General features: G+C 41.2%; 16 protein-coding genes and 1 pseudogene. 11 read left to right on the top strand and 6 right to left on the bottom strand.

Features of this window, described 5'->3' with window-relative positions; genetic code table 11:
• Positions 1-31: 31 nt before the first annotated feature.
• The 4 genes from ACE1TH_RS14845 to ACE1TH_RS14830 all read right to left on the bottom strand — a co-directional run bounded on the left by ACE1TH_RS14845 (position 32) and on the right by ACE1TH_RS14830 (position 2917).
• Complete coding sequence (locus ACE1TH_RS14845; protein ID WP_255223948.1) at positions 32-793, bottom strand: SDR family oxidoreductase; 762 nt, start codon at positions 791-793, stop codon at positions 32-34.
• Positions 794-930: 137 nt separating this feature from the next.
• A complete protein-coding gene (locus ACE1TH_RS14840) occupies positions 931-1506 on the bottom strand; it encodes a TetR/AcrR family transcriptional regulator (protein ID WP_375079362.1) in 576 nt (191 codons plus the stop codon).
• Positions 1507-1574: 68 nt separating this feature from the next.
• Positions 1575-1958: a hypothetical protein gene (locus tag ACE1TH_RS14835; RefSeq protein WP_099303838.1), complete on the bottom strand. Its 384-nt coding sequence runs from the start codon at positions 1956-1958 to the stop codon at positions 1575-1577.
• 158 nt (positions 1959-2116) lie between these two features.
• Positions 2117-2917 carry a lytic polysaccharide monooxygenase gene (locus tag ACE1TH_RS14830; RefSeq protein ID WP_255223947.1) on the bottom strand — a complete coding sequence of 267 codons (801 nt, stop codon included), beginning with the start codon at positions 2915-2917 and terminating at the stop codon, positions 2117-2119.
• Between the two features lie 1090 nt (positions 2918-4007).
• Between ACE1TH_RS14830 and ACE1TH_RS14825 the strand changes: the two genes are divergently transcribed.
• The 9 genes and pseudogenes from ACE1TH_RS14825 (at position 4008) to ACE1TH_RS14785 (ending at position 14588) form a co-directional block, all read left to right on the top strand.
• On the top strand, positions 4008-6764 hold the full coding sequence (locus tag ACE1TH_RS14825; protein WP_099303836.1) for a 5'-nucleotidase C-terminal domain-containing protein: 2757 nt from the start codon (positions 4008-4010) through the stop codon (positions 6762-6764).
• A 117-nt stretch (positions 6765-6881) separates the two neighbouring features.
• Positions 6882-7103 (top strand): hypothetical protein, encoded by a 222-nt coding sequence (locus ACE1TH_RS14820; protein WP_099303834.1) that lies wholly within the window; start codon positions 6882-6884, stop codon positions 7101-7103.
• Between the two features lie 111 nt (positions 7104-7214).
• Positions 7215-8567, top strand: a complete 1353-nt coding sequence (locus ACE1TH_RS14815) for an amino acid permease (protein WP_099303832.1) — start codon at positions 7215-7217, stop codon at positions 8565-8567.
• Positions 8568-8658: 91 nt separating this feature from the next.
• Positions 8659-10680: a copper-translocating P-type ATPase gene (locus ACE1TH_RS14810; RefSeq protein ID WP_099303830.1), complete on the top strand. Its 2022-nt coding sequence runs from the start codon at positions 8659-8661 to the stop codon at positions 10678-10680.
• A 62-nt stretch (positions 10681-10742) separates the two neighbouring features.
• The gene (locus ACE1TH_RS14805; protein ID WP_099303828.1) at positions 10743-11297 is read left to right on the top strand and encodes a tetratricopeptide repeat protein; all 555 of its coding nucleotides are present in this window, start codon (positions 10743-10745) and stop codon (positions 11295-11297) included.
• A 271-nt stretch (positions 11298-11568) separates the two neighbouring features.
• Positions 11569-11989, top strand: a pseudogene (locus ACE1TH_RS14800) (peptidoglycan recognition protein family protein); the annotation flags it as partial.
• Between the two features lie 1038 nt (positions 11990-13027).
• Positions 13028-13654 carry a pentapeptide repeat-containing protein gene (locus tag ACE1TH_RS14795; protein WP_375079361.1) on the top strand — a complete coding sequence of 209 codons (627 nt, stop codon included), beginning with the start codon at positions 13028-13030 and terminating at the stop codon, positions 13652-13654.
• 9 nt (positions 13655-13663) lie between these two features.
• A complete protein-coding gene (locus ACE1TH_RS14790) occupies positions 13664-13801 on the top strand; it encodes a hypothetical protein (RefSeq protein ID WP_375079360.1) in 138 nt (45 codons plus the stop codon).
• A 19-nt stretch (positions 13802-13820) separates the two neighbouring features.
• Positions 13821-14588 carry a nucleotidyltransferase domain-containing protein gene (locus tag ACE1TH_RS14785; protein ID WP_099303824.1) on the top strand — a complete coding sequence of 256 codons (768 nt, stop codon included), beginning with the start codon at positions 13821-13823 and terminating at the stop codon, positions 14586-14588.
• A 44-nt stretch (positions 14589-14632) separates the two neighbouring features.
• On the opposite strand, the gene ACE1TH_RS14780 is transcribed toward ACE1TH_RS14785, so the two are convergent.
• A complete protein-coding gene (locus ACE1TH_RS14780; protein WP_035395033.1) occupies positions 14633-14836 on the bottom strand; it encodes a cold-shock protein in 204 nt (67 codons plus the stop codon).
• A 302-nt stretch (positions 14837-15138) separates the two neighbouring features.
• Here ACE1TH_RS14780 and ACE1TH_RS14775 point away from each other — a divergent pair, with 302 nt between their 5' ends.
• Positions 15139-15750, top strand: coding sequence for a hypothetical protein (locus tag ACE1TH_RS14775; RefSeq protein WP_099303822.1), 612 nt, complete (start codon positions 15139-15141; stop codon positions 15748-15750).
• 37 nt (positions 15751-15787) lie between these two features.
• On the opposite strand, the gene ACE1TH_RS14770 is transcribed toward ACE1TH_RS14775, so the two are convergent.
• Positions 15788-15934 carry a hypothetical protein gene (locus tag ACE1TH_RS14770; RefSeq protein WP_375079359.1) on the bottom strand — a complete coding sequence of 49 codons (147 nt, stop codon included), beginning with the start codon at positions 15932-15934 and terminating at the stop codon, positions 15788-15790.
• Positions 15935-16342: 408 nt separating this feature from the next.
• Between ACE1TH_RS14770 and ACE1TH_RS14765 the strand changes: the two genes are divergently transcribed.
• Entirely contained in the window at positions 16343-17275 is a 933-nt protein-coding gene (locus ACE1TH_RS14765; protein WP_255223944.1) for an acetamidase/formamidase family protein, read from the top strand.
• The last annotated feature ends 26 nt before the right edge of the window (positions 17276-17301 follow it).

Genomic DNA, 17301 nt, shown 5'->3' with positions numbered 1-17301 from the left:
GGATGCGCATGAAGATCTTTCGGGGAGTTCTTTAGAAGGCAGATGTCCAGCCTGCATCGGCTGTTACCACAGTTCCGTTTACAAAGCTTGAATCGTCAGAAGCTAGGAATAAAGCTACTTTTGCAATTTCCTGCGCTTGACCAACACGAGGCATAACAGAACGAGGAGCTTGTAAACGTGCGCCGCCAAACTCACTTGCATTGGATAAGGATGACGCAATATTTGTTTGAACGCCTCCAGGTGCGATCGCATTACAGCGAATGCCTTTTTCTGCATACATATAACCGGTGTTTTTCGTTATACCAACTACGGCATGCTTAGACGCCGTATAGGACACACCAGCATGAGCGCCGTTTAGACCACCAGATGAGGCAATATTTACAATCACGCCGGCTTCTTTTTCAAGGAAGTAAGGAAGCGCTTTCCTTGTTGTGCGCATAACACTTTTCGTATTTACATCAAAAACGAAGTCCCATTTTTCATCGGTAATTTCGCCAGCTGGTTCAAATCCGTCCATAATTCCTGCGTTGTTTACAAGGATATCGAGTGAACCAAATGTATCTACTGCCGTTTGAATCATGTTGTCGATCTCGTCTATGTTCGTTACATTTACTTTAACAGCAATTGCTTTTCCACCTTGTTCTTCGATTGACGAAGCTACGGCATTTGCGCCTTCTTCATTTAAGTCAGCGACAACGACGCTTGCACCTTCTTGTGCGTAAAGTTTTGCGATTGCTTCTCCCATACCTGAAGCTGCACCAGTAACGACGGCGACTTTTTTTGCTAGTTTCATGTGTCTTCACCCTTTTTTCTTTAGACTGTTCTGTTTCCCTTTTATCCTAGCTTTTATCAATCGATTAGACAATTGACAATTCGTGCTTATTTGTAAGCAAAACAACAGATTTGTAAAAAGTGTAAATGAACGTTATCTCATGAAGGATTGCTACGAAATGGATTAAGGATGATTAGCTGTTTCGCTAGTACTTCAGGACTATGGGGCATGTTATGTTCAAGCCACATTGAAATGGTACCTAATAGTGCAGAAGAAGCGTACCATCTTGCAATATCTGTTGGGGTTTGTACGGTATAAAAAGTCTCCGCCTCAGCTGGTTGTAAGATGAGCGAATGAAGCAAGTCGTTCAGCTTTTTTGTAAACCCAGGAAGACGTTTGTCTACAAGAAGCATAGAATAGACGTTTTGGTTGCTTGCAATATATTCTAATAGTCGTGTAAGTGATGCTAGCGCTTGTTGATCTTGTGAGGCGTCCGATTTTTCGATCATTAAAGCAGAACGAATATCCGCAAGCTGATCTGAAATGTAATGATCAGCGAGATCATAAATATCGTGATAGTGGGCATAAAACGTTACGCGATTAATCTCAGCGCGGTTTGCTAACGTATTTACAGATATTTTTTCGAGTGAAGTTTCGTAAAGAAGTTGTGTAAAGGCTGATTTAATAGCCCGGCGTGTTCGCATAACCCGTAAATCGGGGTATGAATGGCTCATAACGTGTGCACCTCCATCTAAGAATCAGTATACCTGAGTAGATGAAAGAAAACACGAAGCTTCGCGGATCATTTTCTGGAAAACAACGCCATAAACGTGAACAGTGTGATGATCATAAGGCTTGATAACGTTGTTAGCCACTGTGTAACGGACCAATTTACTACATTTGATTCAGTTAAAATGAGAGCGATGGCGATGTAAATGAGAGTGAGGATGATTGACCAAAAGCTCGCTTTCCCACGAATGGCTTTTAAGTCTGCCTTTTCGTTTGTTGATTGCGACACCACATAGGCGAGGCAAAGAAGCATCCATCCCATAGCCAGAGGAGTCAGGCTGTAGCTACTAAAACCACCTTCTGTAGAAAGTTGAAGTACAATTAAAAAAAGACCTAATACAGTAAAAAGGACACCAGCTAGAATATAGACAGTTTGTAATGTTCGACGATTCTCCATATAGGGCTCTCCTCCTTTCAATCTATTTCCAGTATAAAGGAGAATTTGTTTCGCTGTAAATCCACACATGTCAAAAGAATGATGCAAAAAAAGAAGCAGATCAGTAGGAATTTACTCCTAATGATCTGCTTTCATATAGAGGGGTAAGTAGAAAAAGCTTAGCGGATTGGTTCCCAGACGTCAGCACGACCTGGTGTTTCACCACGCGTCCACCATTTTGCACGGTATACTTGACCGTTGTGTGTGACATAATCGCCACCAACATACGTTGCGGTTGAATTCCAAGCAGGATGCGCAGGTGGTTGTTCTGGGTTACCTGGATCAGGGTTCGTTGGAGGCGTAGGATTACTTCCACCGCTGAACTGAGCATCAATAACTTGATAGAAGGCGTTTGCTGTATCGGCAACATCCCAAACACCTAAAATAACATGATATCCAGAACGTTGAGGGACAGTTAATTCATGACTTACTTTTTGACCTGGGCGTGCGCCACCGTCAAACTTTTCATAGAATGGGACGAGCTCAAGTTGATTTCTTGTAAGTGGTTGATTGGGGTTCCAGTTAGGTTTTGTAATGTAGTAATGCCATTTTGCAGTGGAGTGCATTGCTGTAAGGTGCCATGTGAAGGTTTGTCGACCGCTGTTCATGTTTACTTTTGTCCAACGGTTTGATGTTTGTGCATCTAGCTGTGGGAAGACGCCGCCTGCTGAAGCAATTTGACCATCTGGAATACTCGTTCCAGGAAATCCTTTTGGCGCTTCAAGGCTCTGTGGTTCATAAACGACACCACCACAATCTGTGTTTACTCGTTCTGAACAAAGTAAGGCTCTAGACTTAGGGGATTCAATGTAGCCGTGTGCACTTGCCGATTCTGCGTTGGCAAAAACAAATAGTGCAGAGGCGAGAACAGTGAAACCGATTGACTGAAGAAACGTGTGACTTTTCCTTTTAGCAATCAAACGAACTCCTCCTTTTTGTTCGCAAGTAGAGCTTGCGTACCTACATTGTAACGGGGACTGTAGAAAAATAAATTGGGAAAAAGAAGGCTAGTTTTTAAGAAAATCCGCTTGTTTAGACGTAGATAGCTGCATAATTGATCATTAAAGTGTAGCGTTCGTCAAAGGGGGAAGTAAAGAGAAATACGAACAAAGGATTGAAAAATCTGAATATTTATCAAGAAATGGAATCTAAGGATAGTGATACGTGAAGAGATTAAGTCGTTTCTGATAAAAATAAACGTTCGGATTTAGAGGATATCCTTTAATTTTCTAGAAACGATTCTCGTGTGTAGAAGGGGTTGGGAAAATCGGTTTAAAAACGTGCTGTTTTTGCTGAAATTCGCACTTCATTTATTTTTTCATTGGAAAAATAAATAAAAACAAGACTTTAATGACCGATTTTTATAAAATCACAAAAAAGTAAAGCGTTTACATTTAAGGTTAGAGAGACTTCCCATTTTTTTAACCATGTTTCCCAATACGATTGTTTCGTTTCAAACAGTATTTCGACATGAGGTCGATCTGATTCGACAAAATCACTTTGAAATAGAAGGTGTGTTGAAAAAGTGGTTTAATAGACTAAAGTGAAAAAGCGTTGTAAGTTTATCTATTCGTTAAAATTATCCCAATACGAACTTGAAACAGCTTATGCTATGATAAATCTAACGAAAAACTAATGCGAGATGTTTTTCGAATGAACGGATCATTTGTCATCCCCCCTTATTGAAATGCTCTGGACATACCAGAGTATTTTTTATGTGCCATCCCTCTCTCTTTTTAGGCAATACTAATTCAACCTCCCAAAACAAACCTTGCTTTGCAATAGCTGATGCAACTTTTTCTTTTTGCCATTCTACTGTAGGACTATCAATGGAGTTTTCTCCCGATTTTTACATAGTGGACGACGAAATTTTAGAACTTTTTTACCTTATTACAAGATTTACAAAAATATTAGTGATTTCGACAAAATTAGCTCTCTTTATTTGCTACGCTAGAACTGTCTGATAGACATGCGTAATGAAGAGAATGGGTTGAGGAGGATTCATAAGGGATGGAGAAATGGAAAAAGTGGGTAGGTGCGAGTCTTGTTGCACTTACGCTACCAATTGGTTTTAGTGGAGAAGCACATGCGCAAGAAAAGACGTTGAATATCTTTCATACGAATGATATCCATGCATCTTTTGAAGAGTACGGGAAAGTATCAGCTTACGTAAACCAACAGCGCGAAGCCCTTGATCATGTGTTGTTTCTTGATGCAGGTGATTTTGCAAGTGGAAATCCTGTCGTTGATTTAAATTTTGGGAAACCGATGATTGATGTGTTTAATCTTGCTGGGTTAGATGGATTTGTTATTGGCAATCATGAATTTGATTATGGGCAAACGCATTTACAAGAGAACATTGAAGATTCTTCTTTTCCGTGGCTTGGTGCCAATATGGACAGTGGGGACACAAGTGTAGACAACCCTGATCCATATGTCGTCATTGATGTTGATGGGGTTGATGTTGGAATCCTTGGAATTACTCAAGCCCCACCTGCTACAGCGCCAGCGAATGTCGTTGGGATGACGTTTGATCAAGATTACGCAGCGACAGCGTTGGCTTATCAGGATGAGCTAGAAGAGCAGGCGGATGTCATTGTGGCGTTAACTCATATCGGTCACGACCAGGACAGACGATTAGCAGAAGCAGTTGATTACTTTGATGTCATTATTGGGGGGCATTCACATACAACGTTAAGCCAGCCTGCTGTTGTTAACGGGACACCTATCGTGCAAACAGGTGCAAACTTAGCAAATCTAGGTGAACTTACGCTTGTATATGATGAAGAAACGGATGAAGTCAATCGTGTAACAGGCGGATTAACTGCGGTTTCTTCTCTTACTGACGTTGATGAAGATGTGCAAGCCGTGATCGACGGATATGTAGAAGAAATGGAAGATGTACTAGGAAAAGTGGTTGGCTATAGCGATACAGGCTTAACGCGGGACGGTCGTTATAACGGTGATGCGCCATTAGGGAATTTTTGGACAGATGCGATGCGTGATTTTGCTGAGGCAGATGTTGCGTTAACGAATAATGGCGGCTTGCGCGATAGCATTTCTCCTGGCGATATTACTTTGAATGATCTTTATACAGTTGAACCATTTGCAAATGAAATTATGGTCATTGAGATGACAGGTGCAGCGATTGAAGACGTAATCGAATTCTCTTATACAAGAGGTGACCGAAGTCAAATTGACTTGCAAACATCAGGCTTACATTATGAAATTACAACAGGTACGACAGGGAATTATTTAGGTGTAGACCTGACAATTGATGGTGAACCTGTACAAGAAGAGGAAACGTATGCAGTTGCTGTTGCCGATTATATCGGGACAGGTGGTTCAGGCTATCAGTTCGAAGGAGAAGTCATCCATGAAACGGTCGGATTAATGACGACAGCAATGGAACAGTATGCTTTACAGTTAACAGATGCAGGAGAGCCGATCAATTATTATCAAGAGGGACGGATTTCAGTTAAAGTCGATCCAAGTGGACCAAATCCAGGAGAGATTGTTGGATCAACTGAAACAGGGTTATATTCTGCAAATAAAAATAGGCAAGATGTAGGCTTAGGTAATTTATATACTGATGCTATTAAAGCGAAAACAGGCAGTGAGATTGCGTTATTGAACGGGTCATCGGTAACGGGAGAAATTCCTCCAGGCTCTATTACAGATCGTCAAATTGAAGCACTTGATTCGTTTGGAAATGCAATTGTAGTTGCGGAAACAACAGGGGCGCGTTTAAAAGAAGTGATTGAAGAGCAATCACGCTATCATAATGGTGTTGACTTACAAGCTTCAGGATTAACATATACACTTGTACCAATTGGAAATGGGTACGATTTAGCAAATATCGAAGTTCAAGGTGAAGCCATTGACGATAACGCAGTTTATACTGTGGCTTACAATGACTACATGCACGGAAATAGCTTTTATCAATTAGGTGAAGCTGTTGAGGATCAGATTGGGCCGGTATGGCAAGCAGTCGTAGACTATGTTTCCGAGCAAACAGAGCCGATTAATTACGAAGAGGGTACGCGTATCCAAATTGAAGGGGAAGAAGATCCAGGTGATCCGAGCGGCACACGGTCCGTTGCAGAAGCAATTGCGAACAATAGTGGTGTGTATCCGGTCCAAGGATATATTGTTGGATCCATTGTGAATCAGCAACCAGTGATTGGCGAAGGAACCCATGCACCTTCAAACCTCTTATTAGCGGATTCACCAGATGAAACAGACCGAAACAAAATGTTGCCCGTTCAGCTTGTAAACGGGACAGCCGTTCGAAATGGATTAAATTTGGTGCAACATCCTGATCATTTAGGACAACCTGTAAGGATTACCGGGTCATTAGAAGCCTATTTCTCTACACCTGGGATGCGGGCGCCAAGTGATTACCAGTGGGTAGACATTGGGGAACCGGAAGAACCTGAAGTACCAGCTTGCTCATTTGATGAATGGAAAGCCGATCAAGTATACACAGCAGGAGATCAAGTCGCGTATAACGGCGAGTTTTATGAAGCGAAATGGTGGACACAAGGGGAACATCCAAGTAAGTCTGGACAGTGGGATGTTTGGAAGAAAGTCGCTGATTGTTATGACACCCCAGAAGGCCCACAAGAGTGGAACAGCGAACAAATTTATGTGGCTGGAGATCAAGTCACGGTAGAAGGAAAATTATATGAAGCGAAATGGTGGACGCAAGGCGAAGATCCACGAAATTCGGGTCAATGGGACGTTTGGAAGAAGATTGAAGAATAAAAAACAGCAAGGAGATGTGGGGGACCACATCTCTTTTTATTTTTTGAAAAAACAGGGATTGAAAAGGAGAAAACCGTGGAATACCAATAAAAACACTTTTAAAGGAGGCGGCTTTTAATGCCGAAAAAAGAAGTTGAAGAAAAAATAATTGAAGAGCTAAGGAAAGTAGATACTGTATCAAGCGTAAAGTTTGAAAAAAGCTTAGATGGCTTTAACGGTTACCCCGCTCATTCCATCGGCACGGTTATGTTGGAATTAAAGCAAAAAGGCGTCATTGAAAAAGTAGGAACACTAGGCATTCAAGATGATGAAATTAAGTTAAACGAACAATACAAATAAGTGTCGACTGCAGTTGGGCATCATGTCCAACTGCAGTTTTTTTGTTCCTTGACAGAGGTTCTGGATAAGTAACCGTTCTTTGCCACACAATAACGAAAAAAAGGAGCGGTTATGTCTAAACAAAAGCGTCTAAAAACAAAAGGAGCGTTAGCTTGGTGGCAACTCTCTTTACTTGGGATTGGCTGCACCATTGGCACAGGTTACTTTTTAGGGTCGAGTATTGGGATTTCACTTGCAGGGCCAGCGGTTGTTTTATCGTTTTTAATTGCTGCCATTGGGACCTATCTTGTGTTCATTGCCCTTGCGCAAATGACAGCGAACGACCCGCAAGAGGGATCGTTTAGTGTATATGCAGAGAAGGCGTTCGGAGCAAAACTAGGATTTGCTTCTGGTTGGAATTATTGGATGTCGAATATTTTAATTATCGGAAGTCAACTTACTGCTCTATCCATCCTATCTCAATTTTGGTTTGAAACAACACCTCTTTGGGTGTTTGCGGCGGTCTACTCATGCTTAGCCATTTTTGTTGTTATTCTTGGCACAAAAGGCTTTGACAGAGTGGAAAATATTCTCTCCGTTATTAAAATTGCTGCAATCTTAATGTTCATTGTGCTCGGAATATTGGCGGTATTCCATGTGATTGACCATACAGGGCAAGAACCTGCTTTACCGAGTAGTCTAAGTGAATTTTTTCCACGGGGCATTACGGGGTTTTGGGGCTCGCTTATCTACGCCTTTTATGCCTTCGGTGGCATTGAAGTAATTGGTTTAATGGCCATGCAGTTAAAGAAAAAAGAAGAAGCACCTAAAGCTGGTAAAGTCTTGTTAATTGGTGTCACCATTTTTTATACACTTTCGTTAGGCTTTGCAGTGAGTCTAGTTCCATTTACTGCGTTTAACGATTCCGAAAGTCCTTTCGTTACAGCTCTGTCTGCATATGGACTCTCCTTTTTTCCACATGTTTTTAATGGAGCTATTATTGTTGCTGGCTTTTCTGCTATGACGGCTTCTCTTTTCGGTGTGACTACGCTATTGGCACAGCTTGCTAAGCGAAAACACGCTCCAGCTTTCTTTAAAAAGAAACTATCGTTCCATGACTTGCCCTTGGCGTCACTACTACTTGCAGTATGTGGCTTAATTCTTGCTGTTGTCGCAGCGCTTGTTTTACCTGGACGCTTGTTTGAATACATTACAACCGCAGCTGGGATTTTAATCTTAGTGAACTGGATGGTCATTTTGCTTTCAAACTGGCGACTTATACAAACATCGATATGGAGAAAACTTGGACATGTTATCGGAATATTGCTCATGGTAGCGGCAATCTCGGGCATTGCACTAGAAGATACAGGACGACCAGGTCTTTATGTCAGCTTGATTTTTCTCGGATTGATTACACTTATGGCACTTATTTTTAAAAAGAAACATGTAAAACCAAAAACATGGAACGGCTATCCACGAAAATAAAACGCTCTTGAATTTATCGATATTTAAATTTCAAATAAAAATGTTTTACCATACCCCTGTTGGGTATATAGAGGAGTGAGGAGGGGTTAATATGAACCATGATACACATAGCAATCATACGCACGATCATCACAATAATAATCATCATGACCATCATGGTCATAACGGGCATGAAGGAATGATCGCAGATTTCAAGAAACGATTTTTTGTAACGGTCATCCTTGCGATTCCTATTATTATTTTGTCAGACATGATTCAAATGTTTTTTAATTATACGGTGGCTTTCCCTGGAGCGACAGCAATTGAAGTCATCCTTGCAACAATTGTGTTCTTCTACGGTGGGTGGCCATTTATTATAGGGATGGTCTCTGAATTAAAACAAAAATCTCCAGGAATGATGACGCTAATTGGATTCGCTATTAGTGTTGCGTATTTGTATAGTATGGCAACGGTGTTTTGGGTCAATGAAATGGACTTTTTCTGGGAATTAGCTACGTTAATTGCGATTATGTTGCTCGGGCATTGGATTGAAATGAAATCGATAATGAAAGCTTCAGACTCCCTTGAATCTCTTGTTGATCTAATGCCGCAAGAAGCAAATCTTGTAACTGCTGAAGGCAATGTACAAACCATTTCTGTAAAGGAAGTAGAAGTAGGAAGTTACCTCCTTATTAAACCAGGAGAAAAAATACCCCTAGATGGCATTGTGGAAAAAGGATCATCCTCTGTAAATGAATCAATGCTTACGGGTGAATCGGTACCAGTTGAGAAGAATAGTGGAGATGAAGTAATTGGTGGCGCCATTAACTCATCTGGATCATTAACGATTCGAGTCAATAAATTAAGTGAAGATGGCTATCTTTCACAAGTAGTTGAACTTGTAAAAGAAGCACAACAAAGTAAGTCGAAAACGCAAATGCTCTCAGATCGGGCTGCGAAACTTCTCTTTTACGTAGCCGTTGTGGCAGGATTGCTAACGTTTATTATTTGGATGGCTTTAGGCTATTCAATTGGAACGGCTATGACAAGGATGGTCACGGTACTCGTCATTTCGTGTCCACATGCATTAGGATTAGCGATTCCTTTGGTCGTTGCGCGATCAACTGCTCTCTCTGCGCAAAAGGGGCTTTTTATAAAAGATCGGCTTGCTTTTGAGGAAGCACGTAATTTAGATACCGTTGTCTTTGATAAAACAGGGACTTTAACAGAAGGAACATTTGGCGTAACAGACGTCATTTCTTATTCTGATCTATCGGAAAAACAAATTATCGAACGTGTTGCATCGCTCGAGACGGAATCTGAGCATCCGATTGCAGCTGGTATCGTGGCCCATGCAAAACAAAAAGGCTATGCCATAAATTCAGTCGATGCCTTCGATTCAATTACTGGCTCAGGGATTAAAGGAACAATTGATGGAGAAACGTATTATGTTGTTAGCCCTGGTTACGTGAAAAGAGAGTCGATTCAATTTGATGAAACAGAAATTGAATCACTATCGGCAGTAGGAAAAACAGTTATTCTATTAGTGAAAGACGAAATTGTTCTTGGTGCGATTGCATTAGCGGACCAAGTAAAAGAAACGGCGAAAGATGCGGTCACTCGTTTAAAAGATTTAGGTATTAGCCCACAAATGCTAACAGGAGACAATCGACGAGTAGCAGAAACGGTGAGCAAACAAATCGGGATCGACCATGTGATTGCTGAAGTGCTGCCTCATCAAAAGTCAGAGCAGATTAAACGATTGCAGCAAGAAGGGAAGAAGGTCGGGATGACAGGTGATGGGGTGAACGATGCTCCAGCTCTTGCCAATGCCGACCTTGGTGTTGCGGTTGGTGCAGGAACGGACGTTGCAATGGATACAGCAGATGTTGTTCTCATAAATAGTCATCCAAGTGATGTCGTTTCCATTATTGATCTTTCTCGAATCACGTATCGAAAAATGATTCAAAACCTTTGGTGGGCTGCTGGTTACAATATTGCTGCAATTCCGCTAGCAGCAGGTGTGCTAGCGCCATGGGGAATTATTCTTGACCCAGCTGTTGGCGCGATCTTCATGTCTTTAAGCACCATTATTGTGGCTATCAACGCGCAGTCATTGAAAATGAAATCGTAACGGAAGAAGGCTTTTAGCATTTATGCTAGAAGTCTTTTTTATAAGGATGTGGAGGGATTTAGATGAAGGGTAGGGTCGTGGAAGAAGCAATCGCAACGATCAAATTTGATGAGAGTCATTTTTTACGCGAACGATCCGATGAGCCTGAAAAGCTGATTCAAGCAATCGCGGTATTACATGCGCATAAATCTGATGACCAAGAAGAGGTGTATCGCATTCAATCTATGCTTGGCTACTTGTATAGGGTAATAGGTGATTCAGAAAGTGCACTTACCTGTTATCATACTTGCCATTCGATCGTAGTAAAACAAAAAAAGAAACACGCCATCATTGCCACACTTATTCGCATAGGAGAAACATTAAAATATGCGGAACGACATGATGAGGCATTACGAATGTTCGAACAAGCAAAGGACTATGCCGTTAAACATCAGACCCTACAATATGATGATTTCATTTTGCAACATAAGGGGAAATGCTTATGGGAAATGAATCAATTAAAAGAAGCGAATGCATGTTTTGAAGCAGCTTACCAGTTACGGTTAGAAAAAAATGATAAAGCGCTAATTTCGTCAACAAAACAAGCGCTTACGCTCGTGAAAACAGATTACTGCTGATACATAAGGTTTTTTTATCTGGTGCTTCAAACGTTAAGATAAATTGGTGCTGAAGTCTAACACAGCGAATTCTAAGGTGGCTCAAGCGTTCCTCCACGGAAAAATTGCGCCAATTGTCAGCAACCATTTGAATCAATATTGTCTCAAAGATTGATTGTTATCGAAAAAAAAGATAGTCAATCATACAAAACGTTTGATTTTCAGCGTATGCGGATCTCTTTTTAGATTTAGGTGAATAAAGTATTAAATAACATGAAGAAAGGAGAAAATTATGAACATTATCCAAGACTTTATTCCTGCATCTAATGGGAATCGACCAGGTTACAATTTAAATCCAATATATATTACGATTCATGAAACGGCCAACACAAGTGCTGGCGCTGACGCAGAGATGCATGCTCGGTATGTTAAAAATCCTAGCACGGCGGCAAGTTGGCATTTTACCGTAGACGATGGGCAAACGATTTATCAACACCTACCTTTAAATGAAAATGGCTGGCATGCAGGTGATGGTGGTAGCGGTACAGGCAACCGTCAATCAATCGGTATTGAAATTTGTGTAAACCGTGATGGAGATTTTCAGCAAGCCATGCGTAATGCTGCACAATTAACTCGACAATTAATGGATCAATTTAATATCCCAGTCGATCGTGTCGTTCCACACCAACGTTGGAGTGGCAAACGTTGTCCAGCGAATATCATTAACGCCGGGGGGATTGAAGCATTTCACGCGTTGATTCCAAATGCAACGGACATTCCAATTGAAGAGGAAGAGAATACACCTGCACCAACGCCACCAACTACAGCTCCTACACCACCATCAGGTGGAGGGAATCAAACAACGGGAAGCATTGTGACGTATTTAAATAGTATTGGTGTCGATTCAAGCTTTGAGAATCGGACTAAATTAGCTGTACAAAACGGTATTCGTAATTATACAGGAACAGCTGCTCAAAATACGAGGTTACTTGAGATTCTTCGAAGTGGACAAGAGTCTAATGACAATGTCTCGCCAACACCAGCTCCGCCTTCAAGTGGAGGAAATCAAACAACGGGAAGCATTGTGACGTATTTAAATAGTATTGGAGAAGATTCAAGTTTTCAAAACCGAGCTCGTTTAGCAGTGCAGTATGGAGTCACGAATTACCGTGGGACAGCTGAACAGAACACGCAACTGCTTTCACTACTACGAGATCGTGATCAATCATCAAATCGACCACCTACAGGCGGTGGAAATCAGACGACTGGAAGTATCGTGACGTATTTAAATAGTATTGGAGTTGATTCTAGTTACGACAACCGAGCACGCTTAGCGAGAGAAAATGGCATTCGTAACTACACAGGAACGGCTGCTCAGAATACACAATTGCTGCAACTACTCAGAAGTGGTGGCCCAACTAAACCGAACACGAGACCACGACCACGTCAAGGTGAAGGGATTGTGGATTATTTAAACCGAATTGGTGTGAATTCTTCTTATTCACATCGTTCCCGTTTAGCGGCGCAATATGGCATTCGTAACTACACAGGAACCGCAGCGCAGAATTCGGAATTATTAAATCGCGTTTCAAGATAATTAATGCTGAGGCTTAAGAAGTCATTTGACTTTACTTAAGCCTTTTTTTGATGTAAAGCTTCATTGATTTTAACAGTTAAAAAGATAGCAGTGTTATAATAAGGAAATTAGTTGTTTATATCATATAGAAAGGTTGTGCAAAGTGGAAAGGGAGTTGTCATCTGATTGTAGTCGATGCTTAGGTTTATGTTGTGTAGCCTTGCCTTACGGTGAATCAGCTGATTTTCCAAAGGACAAACCAAGCGGTGTTCCTTGTGAAAATTTATCAATAAACAATGACTGTCAAATTCATGATCAGCTAAGAAATTGCGGCTTTAAAGGTTGCGTAACATATGAGTGCTTTGGGGCAGGACAATATGTTTCGCAAGTCATTTACATTGGTGAAAGCTGGCGTGAGAATAAGGATTTAGCTGATGATATGTTTACAGTTTTTCCAATTGTACAGCAAATACATGAAATGCTTTTTTATTTATCCCAAGCATTGGAAGTGGCAGAGGACAAGCATAAACATTCGCTCTCATTCTTACAGGATGAGTTGCTTGAACAGACAAGGAATTTAACATTAATTCGAACCTTTAACGTATCAGATTATCGTGGTCGTGTGGGAACGCTGCTAGAAGAAGTAAGTCGTACTTATCGAAAAGCGTATATTCAAAAACAGTTGAAATCGAATTATATTGGCGTGCGTATAAGTGGCTCTTTAGCGGGACAGTCGCTCCGTGGGAAGTTACTTATTGGTGCGAACGGGAATCATGCAAACTTTCAGCGAGTTGATTTCTAAGGCGCAGATATGCGAGGGACACAATTAAAAAGAGCTAATCTCTCAGGTGCACTTTTTTTAACACAATCTCAATTAAATGCTGCAATAGGTGATAAAGAAACGATTGTGCCAAGCTATTTGGTCAAACCGAATCACTGGGTAGAGTAAAGGAAGAAGGAGGGGTTATATGGAGAGACAAGAGACGGCTGTAAATACGATTACGGAAAGTCTTAAAGCCGATAAGCGAGTAGAGGCGGTCTTTTTAAAAGGTTCAATGGGAAGAAATGAGCATGATGTACATTCTGATGTTGATTTATATGTCCTTGTTCGAGAAGAAGATCAAACCGCATTTATGGAAGATCGGTTAAACCATTTGTCGGCCTATAGAGAGTTGCTCTTTCATGAAGACCTCTTTATTATCGCTCCACAGATCATAGCGGTTTATGATGATCTCTTGCATGTGGATTTTTACACTGTAACAGAACAATCATTTGTGGCGAAAGATTTTTTTACGGTTGTCTATGATCCGAATGATCTTATTGAAACATTTAAGGATCGCCAAACATTAGTCTTAACGGAACAAGAATTCTATGATGAAGCGTATGATGTTGCTTGGTTCTTGTTTCAATATTATAAAGCGATTCAAAGAGGGAGTCATGCTTGGGCTGCCCACTTGCTCAGCTATGTGCATGCGCGATTAGCAAAAGTGTTGCTTCATCATTATGCGCCAGAACGAGGTCAGCTTGGTATAAAAGCTTTAGAAGGGGATGCACCAGTCACGATCGTAAAACCTTTTATTGAAGCGATGGACTGTTCTACACCAGAAGACCATCAAAAAGCGGTGGTTGTTATTTTGTCGATCATGGAGCAAGAACTGTCTTGGCTACGTAAAGAAATTGGATCGTCCAGTCAAGTTATTCGTTTTTGGGAGCGAATGATTCAGGAATTAGCATAAAAAAACAGACTCGGTAGACCGAGTCTGTTTTTATGAAAAGAAGATTAACCTTCTTTAACTACGTTAGCAGCTTGAGGGCCACGTGCGCCGTCTTCGATTTCGAAAGAAACTCTTTGACCTTCTTCTAACGTCTTGAAGCCTTCGCCAGTGATCGCTGAGAAGTGAACGAATACATCGTCGTTACCTTCGCGCTCGATGAAGCCGAATCCTTTTTCTGCGTTGAACCACTTAACTGTACCTGTTTCCATTGTTGTTGCCTCCTAGTGCGCTATCGCACAATTGTATTCCTATCCTTGCTCAAAGCGAAACTCAAGACGAAAGACTTAAGCTATTACACGAACAAAAATAAGCAATCTTAATCTTACCAGATAGGTCTTAGATTTGCAAGTGCTTTCGGATTTTTCTTAGAAGTTGGAAGGAGTTGCATAAAAAAATGGGTTCATTATGATCACGTTACAGTTCAGTTAAAATTCGATTGTGTTGCTTCTCATTGCGATTTTACCTATGGTAGGATCGTGTGTGTGTAGGACAACCGATGGAGGTAGACGAGATGAATAAAATTGGCTTATATGGAATGCTTGCTGGGTTCTTATTTGTTACAGCTTGTAGCGACACGACAGAGTCGGATCCTCAATCGAACGCTGAGCAAGACACCGAGACAAGTGAAGAGGGATCTTCTGAATCAATGGAAGTAATGGAAGAAACGGAAACGGAAGAAGGGACATTTTCCATTTACGAGCGCTATCAAGATCTCACCTCTTATGAAGAAGGTTCAATGAACATTCGCGTGAACCAAGTTGATTTAGGTTCTGCTGAACTGGTCGGTTTCGTTTCAGCAACGACTGGAGAAGAGCAGATTGATTATGTGGAAGTCGAAATGGAGATTGAAAATACTTCTGGAGACGCTGTCTATTTTCCATATGGCGAGACGAGTGTTGAAACAAACACAGGCGAATCGATTGACACACCGAGTATTGTATTAAGCGATGAAATTGACCCTGATTTTGCTGCTGGTGATGTAAAAACTGTTCAACTTCTCTTTCCTGTTGAGTCGGTACAAAACTTAAATGAAGTTGTCGTAACGATGAATGGCCCTAGTACAGAAGTTGGTGGCGATCAAGTGGGAGAAGATCTTCAATTTACAGTGGAATTAGCAAGTTAGAAGACATGTAGACGGACAGAGTGATGTCCGTCTTTTCTTATGAATCGTGGGAGTTAACAGGCGTTTCAATCATTTCTAAGGTGTTGCCATCTGGATCTTTTAACGTAAAAGATAGTTCTCCTAATTGATTAATGGCTAATTTGCCAATCGATTTTAATTGTTTGAGAGAACAATCTTTTGGCATATGTTCGTGAATATTCGATACAAAAAAGCCGCAATACATAGGTGCGTGGATATGCATTTTATATAACCTTAAGTAAACCTGACCTTTTTGAAGAACAAGAAAGGTTTCTGTTCTCCTTATTACTTTAAAACCAAACTGCTCTTCATAAAATAGAAGGCTGAGTGAAAGGTCAGTTATGGGTAAACTAGGTACAGCTTGTATCAATTCTTTCTCCCTCGCTTATCGTCGCTTTTACAGGCGTGTAAAGTTATTCTATATATCGGAATATGGAGCGTGTTTATGAAGCGAAAAACCAGAAAATAAACCTGAATTTTTATAGAGTGAAACGTAAGAGGGGATCGTTCTAGTTGTTTTGTTCGGAAAATTCTACTAATATAAAAAGAAAGTGAGAGTCGAGGGGATTATTTTATGAAGCTAAACACAAACAATTACCTATATGCTTTTTCAGATGAAGCCCATATAGCGGCATCCATTCATTCAGGAGAAACGATCATAATTGAAACACTCGATGCGTTTTCCAATCAGATTCAAGATCGTGATTCTGTTTTTCAAGAAATTGATATGAATGCTGTGAACCCAGCAACTGGTGCGATTTATGTGCATGAAGCTGAGGCTGGAGATACGCTAAAAGTCGACGTGCTCACAATAGAACTAGCGCAACAAGGCGTTATGGCTGTAGCCCCTAATCTAGGTGTCGTTGGAGATGAGGTCGAGGCATTTGTATCAAAATTAATGAAAGTAACGGAGCAAGGCGTCATCTTTAATGATTCGATTACCTTGCCACTTCGTAAAATGATTGGGGTAATTGGTGTGGCGCCAGAGGGAGAAGCGATCCCTTGTGGGACACCTGGTGCTCATGGTGGAAATATGGATAATACAATGGTGACAGAAGGTGCTACGCTGTATCTGCCTGTTTCTTGTAAAGGAGCTCGATTCGCGTTAGGCGATGTTCATGCAGCGATGGGGGACGGGGAAGTATGTGTAACAGGTGTGGAAATCCCAGCAGAAGTGACGGTCCGACTTTCCGTTGTGAAGAATACGATTAAGTCCCCTTGGTTAGAGAATAGGGAGAGTATCCAAGTCATCGCTTCTGCCAAGACTTTAGAAGCAGCGATTCACGATGCCACGAAAACTTGGGCGGATGACCTCGTTACGAAAACGACGCTGTCTTTTGATGAGAGTATGATGCTCTTAAGTGCTTGTGCCGATGTTCAAATCTGTCAAGTCGTGAATCCGTTAAAAACAGTGAGGGTAGTCATGAGGAAAGAAATCCTTGTACAAGCAGGCTATCTAGAAGTGGACGATGCAAGCTGGACGGTGGACCCCAAGCGAGTTGTTTAGCCAATTCAATCTAAGGGAACATGTAA

Origin of the sequence: Shouchella sp. JSM 1781072, from assembly GCF_041949915.1 — a bacterium.
Lineage (GTDB): Bacteria > Bacillota > Bacilli > Bacillales > Bacillaceae_D > Shouchella.
This window is presented reverse-complemented; position numbering and strand designations above follow the sequence as displayed.

Bases quoted from the DNA above. Each gene is read 5' to 3' on its own strand.
- ACE1TH_RS14770 (WP_375079359.1), bottom strand. From the start codon at position 15,934: ATGCCAAAAGATTGTTCTCTCAAACAATTAAAATCGATTGGCAAATTA.
- ACE1TH_RS14815 (WP_099303832.1), top strand. From the start codon at position 7,215: ATGTCTAAACAAAAGCGTCTAAAAACAAAAGGAGCGTTAGCTTGGTGG.
- ACE1TH_RS14820 (WP_099303834.1), top strand. From the start codon at position 6,882: ATGCCGAAAAAAGAAGTTGAAGAAAAAATAATTGAAGAGCTAAGGAAA.
- ACE1TH_RS14775 (WP_099303822.1), top strand. From the start codon at position 15,139: ATGAATAAAATTGGCTTATATGGAATGCTTGCTGGGTTCTTATTTGTT.
- ACE1TH_RS14840 (WP_375079362.1), bottom strand. From the start codon at position 1,506: ATGAGCCATTCATACCCCGATTTACGGGTTATGCGAACACGCCGGGCT.
- ACE1TH_RS14785 (WP_099303824.1), top strand. From the start codon at position 13,821: ATGGAGAGACAAGAGACGGCTGTAAATACGATTACGGAAAGTCTTAAA.
- ACE1TH_RS14835 (WP_099303838.1), bottom strand. From the start codon at position 1,958: ATGGAGAATCGTCGAACATTACAAACTGTCTATATTCTAGCTGGTGTC.
- ACE1TH_RS14765 (WP_255223944.1), top strand. From the start codon at position 16,343: ATGAAGCTAAACACAAACAATTACCTATATGCTTTTTCAGATGAAGCC.
- ACE1TH_RS14845 (WP_255223948.1), bottom strand. From the start codon at position 793: ATGAAACTAGCAAAAAAAGTCGCCGTCGTTACTGGTGCAGCTTCAGGT.
- ACE1TH_RS14810 (WP_099303830.1), top strand. From the start codon at position 8,659: ATGAACCATGATACACATAGCAATCATACGCACGATCATCACAATAAT.
- ACE1TH_RS14790 (WP_375079360.1), top strand. From the start codon at position 13,664: ATGCGAGGGACACAATTAAAAAGAGCTAATCTCTCAGGTGCACTTTTT.
- ACE1TH_RS14805 (WP_099303828.1), top strand. From the start codon at position 10,743: ATGAAGGGTAGGGTCGTGGAAGAAGCAATCGCAACGATCAAATTTGAT.
- ACE1TH_RS14780 (WP_035395033.1), bottom strand. From the start codon at position 14,836: ATGGAAACAGGTACAGTTAAGTGGTTCAACGCAGAAAAAGGATTCGGC.
- ACE1TH_RS14825 (WP_099303836.1), top strand. From the start codon at position 4,008: ATGGAGAAATGGAAAAAGTGGGTAGGTGCGAGTCTTGTTGCACTTACG.